This is a genomic window from Caulobacter sp. GW822-FHT07D08, from assembly GCF_058798735.1.
Genome location: NZ_JBXAKU010000009.1, coordinates 116079 through 133725, shown reverse-complemented (window position 1 = coordinate 133725; position 17647 = coordinate 116079). Strand labels below are relative to the sequence as shown.

At 68.7% G+C, this 17647-nt stretch carries 14 protein-coding genes; 4 read left to right on the top strand and 10 right to left on the bottom strand.

The genetic code is table 11. The annotated features are described in order from the left end of the window. Nucleotides 1–38 precede the first annotated feature (38 nt). Together mgtA and AC1RJ9_RS17545 are read right to left on the bottom strand one after the other, a co-directional pair. Complete coding sequence (gene mgtA, locus AC1RJ9_RS17550; RefSeq protein ID WP_492838273.1) at nt 39–2585, bottom strand: magnesium-translocating P-type ATPase; 2547 nt, start codon at nt 2583–2585, stop codon at nt 39–41. Beyond that, on the bottom strand, nt 2582–3295 hold the full coding sequence (locus tag AC1RJ9_RS17545) for a Bax inhibitor-1/YccA family protein (RefSeq protein ID WP_492838272.1): 714 nt from the start codon (nt 3293–3295) through the stop codon (nt 2582–2584). Before AC1RJ9_RS17545 ends, mgtA begins: the two co-directional genes overlap by 4 nt. A gap of 185 nt (nt 3296–3480) precedes the next feature. On the opposite strand from AC1RJ9_RS17545, the gene AC1RJ9_RS17540 reads away from it, so the two are divergent. Both AC1RJ9_RS17540 and AC1RJ9_RS17535 read left to right on the top strand, forming a co-directional pair. After that, nucleotides 3481–5271, top strand: coding sequence for a PHA/PHB synthase family protein (locus tag AC1RJ9_RS17540; protein WP_492838270.1), 1791 nt, complete (start codon nt 3481–3483; stop codon nt 5269–5271). After that, on the top strand, nt 5255–6322 hold the full coding sequence (locus tag AC1RJ9_RS17535) for a lysylphosphatidylglycerol synthase transmembrane domain-containing protein (RefSeq protein ID WP_492838268.1): 1068 nt from the start codon (nt 5255–5257) through the stop codon (nt 6320–6322). Before AC1RJ9_RS17540 ends, AC1RJ9_RS17535 begins: the two co-directional genes overlap by 17 nt. Here AC1RJ9_RS17535 and AC1RJ9_RS17530 read toward each other — a convergent pair. The 4 genes from AC1RJ9_RS17530 to AC1RJ9_RS17515 all read right to left on the bottom strand — a co-directional run bounded on the left by AC1RJ9_RS17530 (nt 6319) and on the right by AC1RJ9_RS17515 (nt 10449). Continuing rightward, complete coding sequence (locus AC1RJ9_RS17530) at nt 6319–6987, bottom strand: helix-turn-helix domain-containing protein (RefSeq protein ID WP_492838266.1); 669 nt, start codon at nt 6985–6987, stop codon at nt 6319–6321. The genes AC1RJ9_RS17535 and AC1RJ9_RS17530 overlap by 4 nt on opposite strands. A gap of 151 nt (nt 6988–7138) precedes the next feature. After that, the gene (locus AC1RJ9_RS17525; RefSeq protein ID WP_492838264.1) at nt 7139–7783 is read right to left on the bottom strand and encodes a glycoside hydrolase family 19 protein; all 645 of its coding nucleotides are present in this window, start codon (nt 7781–7783) and stop codon (nt 7139–7141) included. 199 nt (nt 7784–7982) lie between these two features. After that, nucleotides 7983–9179 carry an LptF/LptG family permease gene (locus tag AC1RJ9_RS17520; RefSeq protein WP_492838262.1) on the bottom strand — a complete coding sequence of 399 codons (1197 nt, stop codon included), beginning with the start codon at nt 9177–9179 and terminating at the stop codon, nt 7983–7985. Nucleotides 9180–9198: 19 nt separating this feature from the next. Further along, a complete protein-coding gene (locus AC1RJ9_RS17515; RefSeq protein ID WP_492838260.1) occupies nt 9199–10449 on the bottom strand; it encodes a glycosyltransferase family 4 protein in 1251 nt (416 codons plus the stop codon). Between the two features lie 189 nt (nt 10450–10638). Here AC1RJ9_RS17515 and AC1RJ9_RS17510 point away from each other — a divergent pair, with 189 nt between their 5' ends. Both AC1RJ9_RS17510 and AC1RJ9_RS17505 read left to right on the top strand, forming a co-directional pair. Continuing rightward, the gene (locus AC1RJ9_RS17510) at nt 10639–11856 is read left to right on the top strand and encodes a glycosyltransferase (RefSeq protein WP_492838258.1); all 1218 of its coding nucleotides are present in this window, start codon (nt 10639–10641) and stop codon (nt 11854–11856) included. A 5-nt stretch (nt 11857–11861) separates the two neighbouring features. Further along, entirely contained in the window at nt 11862–12794 is a 933-nt protein-coding gene (locus AC1RJ9_RS17505) for a hypothetical protein (RefSeq protein ID WP_492838256.1), read from the top strand. Nucleotides 12795–12849: 55 nt separating this feature from the next. Here AC1RJ9_RS17505 and AC1RJ9_RS17500 read toward each other — a convergent pair whose 3' ends face one another. Genes AC1RJ9_RS17500 through AC1RJ9_RS17485 form a run of 4 tightly spaced genes read right to left on the bottom strand, consistent with a single transcriptional unit; the run spans nt 12850 to nt 17527 of the window. Then, nucleotides 12850–13950, bottom strand: a complete 1101-nt coding sequence (locus tag AC1RJ9_RS17500) for a glycosyltransferase (protein ID WP_492838254.1) — start codon at nt 13948–13950, stop codon at nt 12850–12852. Between the two features lies 1 nt (nt 13951). Further along, nucleotides 13952–15040 carry a glycosyltransferase gene (locus tag AC1RJ9_RS17495; protein WP_492838252.1) on the bottom strand — a complete coding sequence of 363 codons (1089 nt, stop codon included), beginning with the start codon at nt 15038–15040 and terminating at the stop codon, nt 13952–13954. A gap of 14 nt (nt 15041–15054) precedes the next feature. Next, nucleotides 15055–16374, bottom strand: a complete 1320-nt coding sequence (locus AC1RJ9_RS17490; RefSeq protein WP_492838410.1) for a lipopolysaccharide biosynthesis protein — start codon at nt 16372–16374, stop codon at nt 15055–15057. Next, nucleotides 16367–17527 (bottom strand): CDP-glycerol glycerophosphotransferase family protein, encoded by a 1161-nt coding sequence (locus AC1RJ9_RS17485; protein WP_492838250.1) that lies wholly within the window; start codon nt 17525–17527, stop codon nt 16367–16369. The genes AC1RJ9_RS17490 and AC1RJ9_RS17485 overlap by 8 nt, the downstream gene beginning before the upstream one ends. Between the last annotated feature and the right edge of the window lie 120 nt (nt 17528–17647).

Here is a 17647-nt window from a genome sequence, read left to right as displayed (position 1 = left end):
GGCTTCGGTCCAGCTGAGCGCTCACGCCGGCGCTGAGCCTAGAAGATCCTCCCGGCGCGAGCTTGACCCAGCGCCAGGCGCTTCAGCCCCTCGGCGCAGACGAGATAGGCCCCCACCAGCCCGGCGATGGCCGCCAGGGTCGCCCCGGTCGGCGGCGCGAAGCCCAGCACCACGCCCCATGGCAGGAACGGCAAGGCCAGGGCGAGGGCCAGGCCGGCGAGCGCCGTGGCGGTCAGGGCCGGATGCGCGCGGCTCGTCAGGGCCGGACCCGCCGTCCGGATCACGAAGATCACCAGGATCTGGCTGGCCATCGATTCGATGAACCAGGCGGCGCGAAACTGGGCCACATCTGCGTGGAACACCCACAGCAGCAGGGCGAAGGTGGCGACATCGAACACCGAAGACAGAGGTCCCATGATAGCGGTGAACCGCAGCAGGCCGCGCATGTCCCAGGCTCTGGGGCGCGCCAGATCCGAAGCGTCCGCCCCATCGAACGGAATGCCGACCTGCGCCAGATCGTAGATCAGGTTGTTGAGCAGCACCTGGACGGCGGTCAGCGGCAGGAATGGCAGGACCAGCGAGGCGAGCGCCATGGTCAGCATGTTGCCGAAGTTGGAGCTGGTGCCCATGCGCACGTATTTCATGATGTTGGCGTAGGTGCGCCGTCCCTCGGCCACCCCGTCGGCAAGGACGGAAAGGTCCGGCGCCAGCAGGATCATATCGGCCGCCTCGCGCGCCACGTCCGTGGCGCCGTCGACCGACAGGCCGACATCGGCGGCCCTGATCGCTGGGGCGTCGTTGATCCCGTCGCCGATGAACCCGACCGTGTGGCCACGCGCGCGCAAGGCGCGGACGATCCGCGTCTTCTGGTCGGGCGTGACGCGGGCGAACAGATCGGCGTGCTCGACCCTGACGGCCAGGGCTTGGTCGTCGAGCTTGTCGATCATCTCCCCGGTCAACAGGCCCTCGACCGGCAGGTTCAGCGTGGCGACCAGATGCTGTACGACAGCGGCGGCGTCGCCCGAGATCACCTTGACCCGCACACCGGCCGCCTGGAGCCGGGAGATCGCCTGGGTGGCGCTGGCCTTGGGCGGGTCGACGAAGACGCAGAAGCCTAGGAACACAAGGCCGATATCGCCATCCTGGCCGATGGTGTCGCGTCCTGCGGCAGGCTTGAACGCCACGCCCAAGAGGCGCAGGCCCTGGGCGGCGCGGTCGGCCTGGAGGTCGGCCAGGCGCTGACGGAGCGCCGCATCGAGCGGCCTGATCACCCCCGAGCGATCCCGCGCGTCCGTGCAAAGGGTCAACAGGGTTTCGGGCGCGCCCTTGACGATCTCGAGCCGAACGCCGTCGACCGCGCGCTCGACGAGAACCGAGACTCGCCGCCGTTCGAAATCGAAGGGACGCTCGTCAAGCTTGCGCCAGCCGCCGAGGCTGCGGCCGGACATGTGCAGGAGCAACGCCTCGTCCAGAGGGCTCTTCAGACCAGTCTCGAAGCGCGCGTTGATCGCCGCCCATTCGGCCACCTGGTCATCGTCGTCCCCGTCGATTCCGGGATGGGCGACCAGCGTGATGCGCGCCTGGGTCAGCGTGCCCGTCTTGTCGGTGCACAGTATGTCCATCTGGCCAAGGTCGTGGATGGCCGACAGGCGCTTGACCACCACCTTGGCGGCGGCCATGCGCTGGGCGCCGCGTGACAGGGCCACGGTCATGATCATCGGCAGGAGCTCGGGCGTCAGCCCGACCGCCAGGGCCATGGCGAACAGGAACGACTGCAAGGCTGGTCGGCCGAGCGCCAGGTGAGCCAGGAGCACGAAGAGCACCAGGAACAGGGTCAGGCGCACGATCAGGACGCCCAGTTGGTGAACGCCGCGCTCGAACGCGGTGGGCGGCTGCGTCTTGCCCAACGCGCCGGCGATGGCGCCAAGCCGGGTGCGCGGGCCGGTGGCGGTCACCAGCATCCTGGCCGTGCCGGCGACCACCGAGGCGCCTTCGAACAGGGCGTTGCGCGCGTCCGCCAGCGTGGCTTCGGTCGCGGCCGGCTCGACGGCCTTCTCCACCGGATAGGGCTCGCCGGTCAGCAGGGCCTGGTTGACCTGGACGTTGTTGACGGCAAGCACCACGCCGTCGGCTGGCACGAGGTCGCCGGCCGCCAAGTCGACGACATCGCCCGCCACCAGCTGGGCGACGGGAACTTCGCCGGCCTTGCCGTCTCGCCAGGCGCAGGCGCGCAACGCGATCGTCTGGCGCAAGGCTTCTGCGCTGGCCTGGGCGCGATGTTCCTGGATCATGTCCAGTCCGGTGGAGGCCAGGACGACAGCGACAATGATCACGAAGCTGGGCAAATCGCCCGTCGCCCCGGCGATCGCGGCGGCCACCAGCAGGATGGCCACCAACGGGTTCGCCAGGCGACGCAGAAGCTCCGTCAGGGGATGGCGACGGGCGCGTTGGGCGATGGCGTTGGGACCATCCACGGCCAGTCGGCGCAGGGCCTCCCACGTTGAAAGACCCTGGAGATCACTCCCCAGGGCCTTGAGCAGGACGTCGGCGCCTTGCCGCCAGAAGGGCGGGGGCTTGGCGCTCACCGCCGACGTCCGGTCAGGCGAAGCGCGAACAGGAAGAGGTTCAGCAGATCGAGATAGAGCGTCAGCGCGCCCATCACCGCCGGCCGCGCGTCGCCATCCCAGCCTTCGGCGGCGAGGCGCCGCAAACGCTGGACATCGAAGGCCGTCAGGCCGGCGAACGTCAGGGCGCCCATCGCGCAGATCGCGAGATCCAGCGGCGAGGATCGCAGAAAGAGGTTGGCGAGCATGGCCACGAGCAAGCCAACGACGCTCATGGTCATGAAGGCGCCCAGGCCGCCAAGATCGATCCGTGTCACCGCGCCGAGCGCGGCCATGACGCCAAAGCCAGCCGCGACGGCGACCAGGGCCAGGGCCAGGTCATGGCCGGAATAGGCCATCACCATCCCGCCCAAGGACAGTCCGACCAGCGCGGCGTAACCCAGGAACAGGATCGCCGCTGCGATGGGGGAAAGGCGGGTGATCGAGGTGCTGAGGGTCAGCACGATCAGCAGGGGCGCCAGGGTCACCACCCAACCGACGCCCGTCAGACCTTGGTCGGTGAACAGGGCCCGCGAAACGGCCGGCAGATAGGCCGCGCCCCAGGCCGCGCCCGCCGAGATCAGCACGCCGCCAGCCATCCAGCACCAGACAGAGGCCATGAACCCCGTCGCCAGATCAGACGGCGCCGACAAGGCCGCGCCAAGGTCCGGGTCGTCTCCGCGCCTGAGCATCCCATTCTCCTCCGCTGTCTCCGCCGGCGCCGGACGAGCGTCGACGGGTTGCGAACCAGACGAACAGAGGGTGGTCGGGGCGACCGCCGCACCCAATTGGGAAAGCTACGTAGATTTGCGAGGTTCGCCCGAGCCGACGTCGCGGTAGGTCAAGCGCTCGCCGCCTTGGTGGAGGAGAGCCCGCCGTGACCGCCGCTCTTGCGATCGACACCCGCCACTCGCCAGCCGCCAAGGCCGACGACGATCCCTCCGAGGCTTGGGCTGAACGCCTGGATCGTCTGACCAGCGCGGGGTTGGCGCGGATGACTGGCGGGCTCTCGCCGCTGTCGATCCTGTCCGCCTATGCCGACTGGGCCACTCACCTGGCTCTTTCGCCCGGCCGCCAGTGGCGCCTGGGCGTCAAGGCTGGACGCAAGATGTCGCGCTTGGCCGACTTCACCGGGCGCGCCCTTCTGGAAGGCTCGGCCGCCGCGCCGGCGATCACGCCCTTGCCCCAGGACCACCGGTTCGATGATCCGGCTTGGCGAACCTGGCCCTTCAATCTGCTCGAGCAGGGCTTCCTGCTGCAACAACAATGGTGGGATGCGGCCTTGACCGGCGTGCCGGGCGTCACCGCGCCGCATCAGGCCATGGCGCGCTTCGCCGCGCGCCAGATGCTGGATGTCCTGGCGCCGTCGAACTTCGTGCTCACCAATCCCGTCGTCCAAGCCAAGGTCGCCGAGACGGGCGGCCTCTGCCTGGCTCAGGGCGCGGCCAATCTCCTCGACGATGTCCGCCGCGCGCTCTCCGGCGAGCCGCCGGCCGGGGCGGAAGCCTTTCGTCCCGGCCATGAGGTGGCGATCACGCCGGGGCAGGTAGTGTTCCGCAACGACCTGATCGAGCTGATCCGCTACGCGCCCGCCACCGCGCAGGTCCGGCCCGAGCCGGTGCTGATCACCCCGGCCTGGATCATGAAGTTCTACATCCTGGACCTGTCGCCCGAAAATTCCCTGGTGCGTTGGCTGGTGGATCAGGGCTTCTGCGTCTTCATGATCTCCTGGCGCAATCCTGGCCCTTCGGATCGTGGCCGCGACCTGGAGGACTACCGGCGTCAGGGTTTCCTGGCGGCGCTGGACGCGGTGGTCGCGGAGACCGGAGCCAGCGCCGTTCACGCGGTGGGATACTGCCTGGGCGGCACTCTGCTCGCCATCGCCGCCGCGGCCATGGCGCGCGACGGCGACGAGCGGCTGGCGAGCGTGACGCTGCTGGCCGCGCAGACGGAGTTCAGCGAGCCCGGTGAACTGGGTCTCTTCATCGATGCGGGCCAGGTGCGGTTCCTGGAGGACCTGATGTGGTCGCGCGGCTATCTCGACCCCCGTCAGATGAGCGGAGCGTTCCAGATCCTGCGCTCCAACGATCTGGTCTGGTCGCGCCTGGTGCGCGACTACCTGATGGGCGAGCGCGCGCCCATGAGCGATCTAATGGCCTGGAACAGCGATGGCACCAGACTGCCCTACGCCATGCACAGCCAATATCTTCATTCATTGTTCTTGAACGACGATCTTGCCGAGGGCCGGTTCCTGGTCGAGGGGCGGCCCATCGCCCTGGAGGATATCCGGGTCCCGATCTTCGCGGTCGGCGCCGAATGGGATCACGTCGCGCCGTGGCGCTCGGTCTTCAAGATCCATCTGCTGACCGGCGCGGAAGTCACCTTCCTGCTGACCAGTGGCGGACACAATGCCGGCATCGTCTCCGAACCGCGGCGTCCTGGCCGGCGCTGGCGGCGCCGGACGCGGCCCACCGAGGGCCGCTATGTCGATCCCGAGACCTGGCTTGGCCAGGCCGAGCACGGGGAGGGGTCCTGGTGGCCGCAATGGGCGCAGTGGCTGGCCGATCGCTCGGGTCCGTCCGTTCCGGCCCAGACGCTGGAACAGGCGGACCAGCCCGGGAAGGGCAGCCGCGCGCCCGCGCCGGGGCGCTATGTCCTCGAACGCTGACCCGCGGGAAAGCGCGCAAGCCAAACTCGCGCCGTCCTCGCGCCCGCCCCTGGGCCTCGGCGGCGCCTGGCGACGGTGGTCGCTCGGCGTCCTGACCGCGGCGGCCCTGGTCTGGGCTATTCTTCACTTCGGCGAGTTGGCGGCGTTCGGCCAGCTCCTGGCCCGGGCGCGGCCGCTGTGGCTCGCCGCGGCGCTAGGCCTTCAGGTCATGACCTATGTCAGCGTCGCCGGCGGCTGGGCCTTGGTGCTGGCCCGCGCCGGGGCGCCACAGAAGGTCTCACGCCTGGCCCCGATCGCCGTGACCAAGCTCTTCGCCGACCAGGCCGTTCCGACGGCGGGCCTGGGCGGCAATGTCGTGCTGATCGATCAGCTGGTTCGGCTGGGCGTTCCGAAGGGCGCGGCGGTCGCGGCGCTGATCATGTCCCTGATCGGCTACTACGCCGCCTATGCGGCCTTCGCCGTCCTCATGCTGTTCATGTTGTGGCTGCATGATCACGCCACCCCTCTGATGGTGGGGCTGGTCACGACCTTCTTGCTGGTCGCCCTGGCCATACCGGCGCTGGCCCTGTGGCTGCGACGGCGCGGCAGTCAGCCCTTGCCGGCTTACCTTGAGCGTCTGGCTCCAGTGCGTCTTCTGCTCGACACCTTGGCGCAAGCGCCTGCTGATCTCCTGGCCGACAAGACGCTGCTAGCCCGTGTGACGCTCTGCAATGGCCTGGTCTTCATGATCGACGCGGCGACCCTTCAGGCGTGCCTTCTGGCGCTGGGGGGAGGGATGGCGCCGGCCACGAGCTTCATCGCGCTGATCATGGCTTCGATCGTCGCCACCTTGGGGCCGATCCCGTTGGGGCTCGGCGCCTTCGAGGCCACCTGCACGGCGACCCTGCATCTCCTGGGCGTGCCACTGGAGCAGGCGTTCGCCTCGACGGTGCTGCTGCGGCTGCTAACCCTGTGGACGCCGATGGCGCCCGGCATGGTTCTGCTGCATCTTGGCGCGCACGGCGGGAAGAGCGGGACCGCATCGAGTCATGGGCCCAAGAATACCGCCTAGAGCGCGGCGAGGGCGGCCAGCCGGTTAGGGGCCATCACGCGAAAGCGTCGGCAGCCTTCCAGGGCGATGAGGCCCTCGCTCTGCAACTGGCTGAACATGCGCGAGACGGTCTCGATGCTCAGGCCCAGGTGATCGGCGATATCCTGGCGGCTCATCGCCAACTCGCTCCAGACGGCCCGCTGTCGCTTGGCCACGTCGGACAGGAAGCCGGCGACTTTCTCAAAGGCGCTTTTGCGGGCCAGGAGCATCATGTGCTCGTGCGCTCGTTCCAGCTCCGAGCCGGTGGCCCGCCAGATGGCTCGTTCCAGGCTGTGGCCGGCCTCGCCGTGATGACGCATAGCCGAGCGCCGAGCGACCAGGACCCGGGTCGGCCCCAGCGCCTCGGCCGAGGACAGGTGCGCGGGCCCGGTTTCCAGGCCGAAGAGATCGCCCGGATAATAGAAGCCGGCGATCTGGCGGCGACCGTCGCTGGTCAGGCGCGAGGCGCGCACCGCGCCGCTCTGCACCTGATAGACGAGATCGGTCTCCTCGCCCTGGGCGTAGATCTCCTCGTCGCAGGCATAGGCGATGCTAACGCCCATGTCGCCGAACATGTCGTCCGTGGGCGGATACAGCGACGTCATCGCTGGAGCGGCGGCGGATCTCGGTAAGGCGTGTATCGACATCGTGGCTCTCCCTGCGGATCGATGACAGGGATAAGGCCGGGCGGGCCAGCCACACCATTGGGAACAATACTTAACCCTGGCGTGCAGACCTCCGTTGACGTGAACACCGGTTCCGCTCTCGGACCGTCCGGTGCGGTCGACGGGACGCGGGCTACCAGATCGTCATGGCCCTTTGGGTCCAGGTCCATCGCGACTCCCAGCCGGTTTGGCCGTTGTTGATCGCCTGGGTGATCTTCTTGCTCGCGCTTTCTTCGTTGCTGTCGGTCTGCAGGATCGCCGAGAGGTGGTTCTTGTCCCAGAACCAGGCCGCGGCGAGGGACCCGATATCCGGGCCGGCGACCAGCTCCGGCTTCAGGCGGATATCGCCGACATCGGGTCGTCGAGACGCCAGCCAGGCGCCAAAGAGCGTGTAGTTGTCGCGCCCAGTCAGTTGCTTGGGGCCCCGGCCTCGGAAGTAATAGCCGTCGTCCGAACCCTCCCGATTGCCCATGCGGCCGTTGTAGACCTTGTTGGCGAGCGCCTTTGGGTTTCCGGCGAACGGGGTGGGGTCGACGGTCTTGAAGCGCCCGGGCCAAGTCTTGCGAATTTGCGCGGCCGAGTACCACAGATCCTCCTCGAACGTGCGAAATCCCATGGACTCGTGGGCCATCTGGCCGAGCCAGTGAACGGTCGCGCGCCGGCCGGTGACGCCACACGTATCGCCTGCCCGCGCCAGCGCGGCGCACCAGGCCTCCGCGCTCTGAGGTCCGATCTTGGGTACGAATTTCCGGAAGGTGTCGTAGGTGATCAGAGACATGCGCCCACTTTCTCCTGAAGCGCCTTCGACTCGGCGATGCTATTATAGCGTGTGTGTGGCCGAAGTTCGCGTGATCACGATGAGCGATTGAGCTGGACCGTCAAGACCAGCGTTCTATCGTGACCGCTGCGGATAGACCGCCGTCAGTGGCGAGAGTTAGGGGAGGCGTCCTTCTTCCGGCGCGCCTGGAGGCGGTCGGCTACGGCGCGACGCGACGCATGCGGAGCGCCCGTGCGACGGCGGCGAAGGCGGCGGCGACGTGCTCGGTCAGCCAACTGACGGGATTCTCGCCGGGGCGCCGGCGGCTGGCCATCCAGGTGGCGACGCAGATGATCGCGAAAAGCGCGGCCGGTCCGCCGACCGTGACCACCGCCGGCAGGTGAGCCGCCGACACCATGGCCTGGCCGAGGATCATCGAGGTCTCGAAGAGGAACAGCAGAATGCCGCCAGTGGCCATGGCCGACCCCGAGCCCGCGCGCTTGGCGCTCAGGCCGAACGGAACGGCCAGGAGCGGCAGCAGGGGCAGAATCAGCGCTCGCGAGGACCGAGCATAGAGTTCGGCCAGCAGGGTCTGTCGGGGGATGGCGGGCCGCGCGGCGCCAAAACCCTGCTGGGCAAGCTCGATCAGGGTCAGTTCGCTGACTTCGTCGCCCCGCAGCCGCAACAGCTTGGCCGATTGCGACAGGGGCAGGTCGAACGCGAAACGCGAGAAGTTGGCGACATAGACCCGGGCGTCGCGGGTCGTGCTGACCTGTCGACCGTCGCGCAGTTCCAGCTTCACGCTTTGATCGCCCGCGTCCTTGCTGACCTCCGCCGAGATCGCCGTCAGGACGTCCTCGCGGCCGTCGGGGCCGATCTTGCGGATGAAGACGTGCTCGAGCCGGCGTCCGCTGGCGTCGGCGTCATCAGCGGTCAGGAAGACGTCGGGGCCAGCGGTGAGCAGGGCCTTAGGCCTGACGTCGCCGTTCCAACCGGCGTTCTCGGCCGCGTGCAGGACCGCGTGATAGGCGTAGCGGCTGTAGGGCTGGATGAAGCCGAACAGTAGCACGCTGAAGACCATCAGCAGGACGCCAAGGCCGACGAAGGGCGCGGCGAACCGGCCCAGAGATATGCCGCTGGCCAGGATCGCGTCGATCTCCGAACTCTTGTTGAGCCCGTTGACGACCACGAACAAGCCGATGAAGAAGCCCCCGGGCAGGGTCAGGCCCACATAGTGCGGGACGAGATTGACCAGCAGTTCGGTCAGGAACTTGAAACCCTCCGTCGTCTGCGACAGCAACTGGAAGGACCGCATCAGACGCTCCATCAGGAACGCCACCATCGTGCTGATCAGCACGGCGGCCATCGGCGTCAAGGTCCGCCGCAGCAGGTAGCGGTCGAGCGTGGTCGGGATCATGGGCGATACGCGCGGGGCTTCAAAGCGCCGGCAGGCCGGCGGCCCGCGGCTCGACCGTGGCCGTTGAGCGCCACGCTCGCGCGCGGGGCGCTTGCGGGGCGGGGCGTGCGTCCAGGGCCTCGACGTAGACGTCCAGCACCTCGTCCAGAATCTCTGTCCAGCGATAGGCGCCGCTGCGCTCGAGCGCGGCGGCGCCTAGGCGCCGTTGTTCCTCCGGGTGGACGAGTAGGCCTGACAGGGCGTCGGCATAGGCGGAAGGATGATCCGCGCAGAGGAGGGCGTTGCGGCCGTGGCGCAGCAGCGCGCGCGTGTTGGGCGCGTCGGCGCAGACCATCGCCAGGCCGCAGGCCATCGCTTCCAGATTGACGTTGCCGAAGGTCTCGGTGGTGCTGGGATTGAGGAAGATGTCGCCGCTGGCCAGGGCCGTGGCCAGGGTCTCTCCCGTCAGGAAGCCGGTGAAGACCGCCGAGGGCATCCGCTCCTGGAACCACGACCGGCCGGGACCGTCGCCGATCACCACCACCTGCGGGGTGTGGCCCGCCGTCTCCAGTTGGCCGATGGTCTCGGCGAACGCCGCCAGACCTTTTTCCATGACGATCCGCCCCAGAAAGACGATCACCGGACGATCAGGGGCGAAACCCTGGCTCAGCCGCCAAGCCTCGCTGCGACGTCCGGGATGGAACAGTTCGGGATCGACGCCGCGCGCCCAGGTTCGGATGCGGGCCGGAAGATGCTGGGCGCGAAGCTCGTCGCCGATCGCCTCGGTCGGGGCCAGGACATAGTCGCACGCCCCATAGAAGTTCCAGAGCTGGCGGCGCACCAGCGGGCGCAGCCGGCCCAGGCCGTAGTAGTCAAGATAGGTGTCGAACAGCGTGTGCAGGCTGGCGACCACCGGAACCTTCAGCGCGCGCGCCAACTTCAAGGCCGCCGAACCCAGAAGGTCCGGCGCGGACAGGTGGATCAGGTCGGGCTTGAACGCCTCGACATCGCGTCGCAAAGCGCGCGGCAGGCCCAGGGCCAGGCGATAGTCCCGCCGGAACGGGATCTTCACCGACGGCACCGAGATCAGCTCGCCCATCGGCTCGAACGCGGGGTTCGGTCCGGTCGGAGAATAGACCCGCACCTGCGCATCCACCGTGCTCTGCAGGTGGCCGACCAACCGGTTCAGCGACTTGTTCGCGCCATCGAGGGTGTAGTTGTAGTTCCCCGAAAACAAGGCAATCCGCAACGGGCGCACACCATCGGTGCGCGTCAACGCCTTGATATCCATATCAGTCCTTCCACGAGCGCGCCCTGGCCCCCCGGCCACTACGACGACGCGCTTGCCCCACCACCACAAGGAATCTCGAATGCGATGAGACCTACACCCGCTAACGTCGTCTTTTTGTGAAGGTCGTCAGCCGCATCACCGTCATGGTGATGCTTTAACGGTGAGGGCGGACTATTTTTGGGAAACGCGATGCGGGTAGTGGATGTCGCCGAGTTCTATTCGCCCACCGGCGGGGGCGTGCGAACCTATATCGATCGCAAGTTCGAGGCGGCCGCCCAGTTGGGTCACGAACTCTTCGTCATCGCACCCGGGCCGGAGGACGGATTCGAACCACGCGCCTCGGGAGGTCTGATCCAGGTTCGCTCGCCTCGGCTGCCGTTCGACGCGAACTATCACATGTTCTGGGAGGCGGAGCCGGTGCATCGCTGGCTCGATTCGCTGTCGCCGGATCTGGTCGAGGCGTCCTCGCCTTGGCGCGGGGCCTGGATCGTCGCCAATTGGTCCGCGCCCGTCGCCCGCGCCATGTTCATGCACGCCGACCCGGTGGCGATCTATCCCCAGAGATGGTTGGCCTCCGTCGCCAGCCCGGCTCGGATCGACCAGCTCTTCGACTGGTTCTGGAGCTATCTTCGCAAGCTGACGGGACGCTTCGCCTCCGTCGTGACCGGCGGGCACTGGCTGGGTCGCCGCTTCGAGCAACACGGCCTGAAGGCCGTGACGAGCATCCCGCTCGGCGTGGATCGGGGCTCTTTTTCCCCGCGACTGCGAGACGAGCGTCTGAGGTCGGAACTGCTCAAGGCCTGTTCATGCCCCGGCGATGCGAAGCTGGCCCTGGCCGTGGGACGCTTCCATCCGGAGAAGCGCTGGCCGATGGTGATCGAGGCCACGACAAGAGCCCGCGCCGATGTCCCGATCGGCCTCGTCGTGGTGGGCGACGGCATCGATCGCGTCAGAGTCTTGCGAGCGGCCGCCGGAAAGACTCACGTCCACCTGATCCCGCCGATCCGCGACCGGGGCGTGCTGGCCGCTCACCTGGCCAGCGCGGATGTGCTGGTGCACGGCTGCGACTCGGAGACTTTCGGCCTGCTTCCGGCCGAGGCGATGGCCAGCGGCCTTCCTCTGGTGGGGCCGGATCGCGGCGGCTTCGCCGACCTCGCCCAGCCGTCGACCTCGGAAGTCTATCGCTCCGGTGACACCAAAGCGGCGGCGGCGGCCATCCGTCGTCTGTTCTCGCGCGATCCGGGCGCGTTGAAAGCCGCGGCGATCGAGGCGGCCGCTGGGGTTCGGCGCGACACCGACCACTTCGCGGACCTGTTCGAGCACTATCAAGTCGTCGCGGACAGGGACCGGTCGGTCGAGCCGCGCCCCGCGCCCCGACCCACGCAGGCGGTCGGCGCGGGCGCTTGACTCGCGTGACGCAAGCCAATTGCGCCCCCTCCGGCGTCACCCCAGAGGTCGCGACGAACAAGGCGTCGCCTTGGTGGACTCTGCTGGGCGGCGGCCTGTCGGTCGGCCTGGTCGTCGCGATCGTCCTGCAGTTGGACGACGCGACCTCGGACGTCCTGAAGACCATAGGTCGGCTCCCGCTCCTCGTCTGGCCGGTCTTGGTGCTGCTCTACCTGACGCAGCCACTTTGTGATTTCGCGGTCTTCCGGCGTCTGTGGAGGCTGCCCCTGTCCGGGTTCGAGGCCCTGCTGCGCAAAACCGTGATCAACGAGGTCGTGCTCGGCTACAGCGGTGAGGCCTATCTCTACGTTTGGGCGCGGCGCGCGGTCGGCGCCGCCGCGCCTTTCGAGGCCATCAAGGACGCCAACATCGTCTCGGCGCTGCTGGGCAATCTCCTGACCCTGGCCCTGGCGGCGATCAGCGCCACGCGGCTCCAGGATCTCGACTTCGCCCAGCGGCTGGGGCCGGCGCTTTGGTCGGGGCTTGTTCCCGTGGCGATCTCCGTCGGCCTTCTGGTCTTCGGGCGCCGGGTGTTCTCTCTTCGCCTGGGGCAACTGGCCTATATCGCCGCCGCCCACGGGCTCCGGCTCGTGGTGTCGACGGCCCTGATCGTTCTGATCTGGCGGATGGCGTTGCCGGACGTCGCCCCGGGCCTGTGGCTCGTCCTGCTGGCGATCCGCTATCTCGTTTCGCGCCTCCCGCTGATCTCGAATAAGGATCTGGTGTTCGGAAACCTCATGCTTCTGCTCTTGGGCGCGCAGTCCTCGGTCGCGGTATTGCTGGCGGCGCTGGCGCTCATGACGCTTGGCCTGCACCTTGCCGTCATCCTCGGACTTTTCGCTGTCGATCTGATCCGTGGCTTCTGGCGCGGGTCCGGGCGGCGCGGCCGCGACGCCTGAAGGCGGCAGAGGATCTCGTCAGGCTGCTCGCAACCGCTTGTTTGGGCGGTGGCGCCTAGACGACGGAAGTTCGACGCCGCGTCCGGCTCGCCTCGAAGACGGCGAGATAGGCGTTCGCCACCGGCGTGATCCGATACGCCTGAACCGCGGCGATCAGGGCGGAGGGCTCGGGCGGCGCGGCGGCGAGTTCGGCTTCGAGCGCCCTGGCGAGGCCGTCCACATCGCCCGGCGCCGCGACACGTCCGCGCCCGGGCATGTCCAGAAGGTCCCGGACCGCCGGCGTGCAGTCCGTGGCGACGACCGGGCGGCCACGCCCCAGGGCCTCGACGATGACCGCGCCGAAGCCTTCGTGCCAGGAACTGAGCAGCAGCAGCCGCGCGCGGTCCAGCCATGGCCCGATGTCGGGCGCGTAGCCGGCGAAGGTCACGCGCTCCCGGACGCCGAGGCTGTCGGCCAGGGCCTCGAGCTGTGAACGCAGCGGGCCATCACCGACGAAGGCCAGGCGGGCTTCCGAATTGGCGACCTTGGCGAACGCCTTCAGCGCGATGTCGTAGCCCTTCTCCGGCGCGAGGCGCCCGGCCGCGACGATCAACTTACCCGAGGCCGTCTCGGCGGGATGGACGATGTCGTCGAGCGCGGGCAGGGGGATGGCCGTGGCGATGCGGCGGCCCAGCAGCCGGTCGATCTGCGGAAGGGTCTGGGGTGACAACGTCACTATCGCGTCGGCGTCGCGCAGTCGGCGGCGGGCGCCAACCTCGAAAGCCCATTGCTTCAAGCCGTCGCGACCACGCTTGAAGATCGGAGAGCTGACCTGGGCGACGATGGCCGGGCGGTCGTCGCCCAGGCCCTTGGCGACAGACCGGCAGACCGACCAGTGGAAGTTTCCCGGTACGAACAGCACGTCGGCGGGGTGGTGGCGCAAATGCTCGGCCACCGCGCGACCCAGGCGGATCCGTGAACCAAAGCCGCGCGGAATCGGCGGGGCGCACGCGACCAGCTCGACAGCCTCTGACACCAAACCCGCCTGGGCGCCGGTCGCCGAGCCGCACAGCAGGGTGACCTGATGGCCGGCCTTGGCCCAGGCTGCGGTCAGGCGCAGGGCGACGCGCTCGGTGCCGCCTAGGGGCAGGTCGTGCAGGACGACGAGGATCCTCATCTCAGGTGCTCAGGCGCTTCAGGCGCTGGACGATCGCCGCGCCGCGCGCCGCGAACTGTTCGGCGCCGAAGCGCGCCTCGACCCGCGCGCGGGCGGCCTGACCCATGGGCTCCAGGCGCTCCGGATTCGATAGCGCTTCGGCCAGCGCGGCGGCCAGGGCGGCGGGGTCGCGCGGCGGGACGAGGAAGCCCGTCTCGCCGGCCAAGATGCTGTAGGGCAGCTCGCCGACCGCCGAGGCCAGCACCGGCAAGCCCGCCTGCATCGCTTCGTGGGCGGCGACGCACAGGCCCTCCGAGCGTGACGGCTGCAGGTAGAGATGCAAGGTCGCCAGGAAGCTGGACGGATCCTGGCGGAAGCCGACGAGCCGGACATTGTCGAGACCGGCTTCCGTCCTCTGCGTCTCGAGCCGCTCCAGCTCGCCGCCATCACCGGCGATCAGCACCTCGAACGGCGTGGCGGGCGCGAAGCCTCGGGTCTTCAGTTGGGCCAGAGCCTCGAGCAGGATGTCATAGCCCTTCACGGGGTGCAGCCGGCCCAGCGCGCCGAGGCGCAGGGTCTGACCCGGACGCCACGGCGCGGCCTGGGGCGCGTTGGCGTCCATCGAGAAGATCGGCCAGCAGACCAGCTTGTCCGGATCGGGGGCGATCCGCTCGGCGGTCAGGGCGGTGACGCTCTCTGAATCGCCAATCCACAGGGCCGACGCCGAGCGCCGCCAGCGCAGCAGGGCGCGGTTGGCGGGCTTGAGGAAGGCGGCGTGCTGCCAGCTGACCACCGGCTTGCCCAGCCAGCCGCCGACGATCTGGCCCAGCAGGGTGGCGCGGGTCAGGGACGTCCAGACGACATCAGGCTTCCAGGCCTTCAGCTCGGCGTGCAGCCAGCGCAGGGCGGTGACCTGCTGCCTTTCACTGGCTGGACAGACGCGCACGTCCAGGCCGGCGGCCTCCATGGCGACGGCGCCTCGGCCGTCGCGGCGGCTGAGCGCGAACACCGCGACCTCCACGCCTTCGTCGCGCAGCACCCTGGCGATGGCGGGAACAGGCGATTGAGCGCCGCCGCCTTCGACGGAGTTGATCACATAGGCGATACGCATGTCAGGCGGCCAGGCTAGGCGGTTTGGGGCGTGCTCGCGGACGGGCGAGCCTGGGTGGCCAGCGCCGCGGCCAGGAGAGCCATGGTCAGCACCGCCTGCGCGACGATGCAAGGACCGATCGCGCCCTGGCCCCAGTTGGGCAAGGCGATCGACAGCATGGCGACCAGGCTGAAACTGCCCGCCAGGTTCATGCCGGCCGACAGGCCGGGACGGCCGAGGGCGGTCAGGGCCGCGCTTAGCGGTGGGGCGCAAAGCAGCAGGGTGCGGGCGATGGCCAGCCACAGCATCAGCCCGCCGGCCGCGGCGAACCCGTCGCCGCCCATCAGCCGGGCGAATGTGTCTCCGAACAGACCGAACAGGACACAGACCGGGACGGCGATAGCCATGGTCACGCCGCTGGCCCGGGCGATCGTCGAGATGACCAGCGTCGTCTGCCCCTTGGCCGCCAGCTTCGCCAGCTCGGCATAGGCCGCCTGGCCCAGGCTCTGGGCGGGTTGGGCGATCACGGTGGTGGCGCGCTGGGCGATGGCGAAGAGGCCGGCGGCGGTCGGGCCGCCCAGCCAGCCGATGGCCAGGGGCGTCGCCCGCGCGGCCAGTTCGGCGAAGGTCACGTCGGCGTTGGCGCCCAGCATGAAGCGGACGATGCCGGGGTTTTCGGCCCGCACGCCATGAAGGTCGGCGGTCACGGCTAGCCTGCGCAGCGAACGCGGCATGACGGCGAAGGCCATGATCCACATGACCGCCCATTCCAGCACCGCCGCGGCCAGCCAGGCCCACAGGAAGCCGACCAGGCCCCAGCCGCCGGCCCAGGCGACGACGGCGCCGATCAGGCGCACGACGGGCGGGACCAGGCTGTGGGCGCCCAGCAGGCCGAAGCGTCCGGTGACCTGCAGATAGCCGGCGGCCGTCGCGCGCACCGTGGCCAGCACCGCCAGGCTATAGGGCAGACTCAGTTCGATGGCGCGGGGCGACCAGCCGAGCTTGGCGCCGACCCATGGGGCCAGCAGCGCGGCGATCCCGACAGCGACCACGCCGCAGACCAGCTCCAGCGCCGTCGCGAGTTTCAAAAGGCGGCCCAGTCGCTGTTCGTCGCCGGCCAGCAAAGCCTGTGCGCCATAGCGCACCACCGCGTGCCAGCCAGGGAACTCGATAATCCCCCCGACGGCTAGCACATAGGTGTGGACCAGCACGAGAATGCCGTAGTCCTTCGGGCCCAGGGCGTGGGCGGCCAGGGCGATATAGACAAGGCTGATGATCCCGGCCCCGGCCTTGCCGCTCAGGAGACGCAAGGTATTGCCGAAGATGCCGCGCAACGCGCCGCGATCCTCAGCCATTGGCGACACGGGCGAACTCGGCGATCGGCTGCAGAAGAGGCGCGGTCAGGCCCGCGAACGCCGCCACGGCCCGAGCCGCGCGATGGGCCGAGGGCTCATCGGTCAGGTCGAAACTGTTCTCGAACTGCTCGCGCTGGACCTGGCTATAGCCGGCGGCGTGGTCGGCCGAGGCCGTTTCGAGCGCGCCGCCCAGCTGATCGACGCCGTTGATCACCCGGCCCATCTTCCAGTGTCCGAAGTTCTTGTCGTCCTGCCAGTCGTGGCCCTGCGGGTTCAGGAAGATGCAGGGACGCGAGCGCAGCAGGAACTCGTAAACCTGGCTGCTGGCGTCGCCAAGATAGATATCGGCGGCCTGGGTGTAGGTCATGGTCGTCGAGGCACGGCTGCCCAGGTCGATATGGATGTTCGGCGCGTTCAGGTGTCGCGCCGCCATGCGGCCGGGCCGGTCGATGCGCAGCTTGTCGACGCTGATCACGAAGGGGCGCTCGAACAGCATGACATGCGGCGCGAAGATCAGCTGATACTCGGGGTGGTCGACGAACCAGTCGAGAACCTGACGGCCGACGGTGAACCACGACGACAGGTGCGGCGAGACGTGCGGGTTATACAGCACCAGCGGGCGACCGTCGTTCGGCAGCGGCCGGGTGGGGGGAGCCGAGGCCAGGTCGAATTTCGGATAACCGACCACCGAGATCGCCTCGGGGCGCACGCCGGTGTCGCTGACCAGCCGCTCGCGAATCTTCGGACCCGAGACCAGCACATGGTCGAAGAGCGCGCTGGCGGGGTCGAAGCCGACGGCCCGGTCCCCAGCGCCGTGGCGGGTGTGAACGATTTTCAGGTCATCCAGACCGAACTTGGTCTTGAGGATCAGCGAGGTTTTCTCGGCGACCACCAGCACGTCCACCGAGCGGAAGAAGTCGAGGTTGTCGCGATAGAACAGCAGTTTCCCGGCGGGCAACAATCGCTCCAGCATCTGGTTCGCGAGCTGGCTGGACCTACGCGTCAGGCCCAGTTCCACGACGGGCAGGCCGGGTCGGCCCGCGCTCAGTCGCGTCACTTCGGCGGTCAGCCGGGCGTTCGACGTCGCGATGACGATCTCGGCGTCGAGATTGGCGTCCAGCATCGCCAGGGCGATCGGCAGGCTGTGCGCCACCTGATGGACTTGGTCGTGATTGAAGAGGAAACAAATCCGCATACCAGTCAGACGACACCGATCGGGCGAAGCCGTACTAGTTCCCAAAAAAACCGTGACCGCGACGTCTCGCCGGGTCTC

Excerpts from the sequence above, each read along its gene's own strand:
- AC1RJ9_RS17530 (WP_492838266.1), bottom strand. The coding sequence starts at position 6,987 with ATGTCGATACACGCCTTACCGAGATCCGCCGCCGCTCCAGCGATGACG.
- AC1RJ9_RS17490 (WP_492838410.1), bottom strand. The coding sequence starts at position 16,374 with ATGGCTGAGGATCGCGGCGCGTTGCGCGGCATCTTCGGCAATACCTTG.
- AC1RJ9_RS17525 (WP_492838264.1), bottom strand. The coding sequence starts at position 7,783 with ATGTCTCTGATCACCTACGACACCTTCCGGAAATTCGTACCCAAGATC.
- AC1RJ9_RS17545 (WP_492838272.1), bottom strand. The coding sequence starts at position 3,295 with ATGCTCAGGCGCGGAGACGACCCGGACCTTGGCGCGGCCTTGTCGGCG.
- AC1RJ9_RS17520 (WP_492838262.1), bottom strand. The coding sequence starts at position 9,179 with ATGATCCCGACCACGCTCGACCGCTACCTGCTGCGGCGGACCTTGACG.
- AC1RJ9_RS17510 (WP_492838258.1), top strand. The coding sequence starts at position 10,639 with ATGCGGGTAGTGGATGTCGCCGAGTTCTATTCGCCCACCGGCGGGGGC.
- AC1RJ9_RS17495 (WP_492838252.1), bottom strand. The coding sequence starts at position 15,040 with ATGCGTATCGCCTATGTGATCAACTCCGTCGAAGGCGGCGGCGCTCAA.
- AC1RJ9_RS17515 (WP_492838260.1), bottom strand. The coding sequence starts at position 10,449 with ATGGATATCAAGGCGTTGACGCGCACCGATGGTGTGCGCCCGTTGCGG.
- AC1RJ9_RS17535 (WP_492838268.1), top strand. The coding sequence starts at position 5,255 with ATGTCCTCGAACGCTGACCCGCGGGAAAGCGCGCAAGCCAAACTCGCG.
- AC1RJ9_RS17500 (WP_492838254.1), bottom strand. The coding sequence starts at position 13,950 with ATGAGGATCCTCGTCGTCCTGCACGACCTGCCCCTAGGCGGCACCGAG.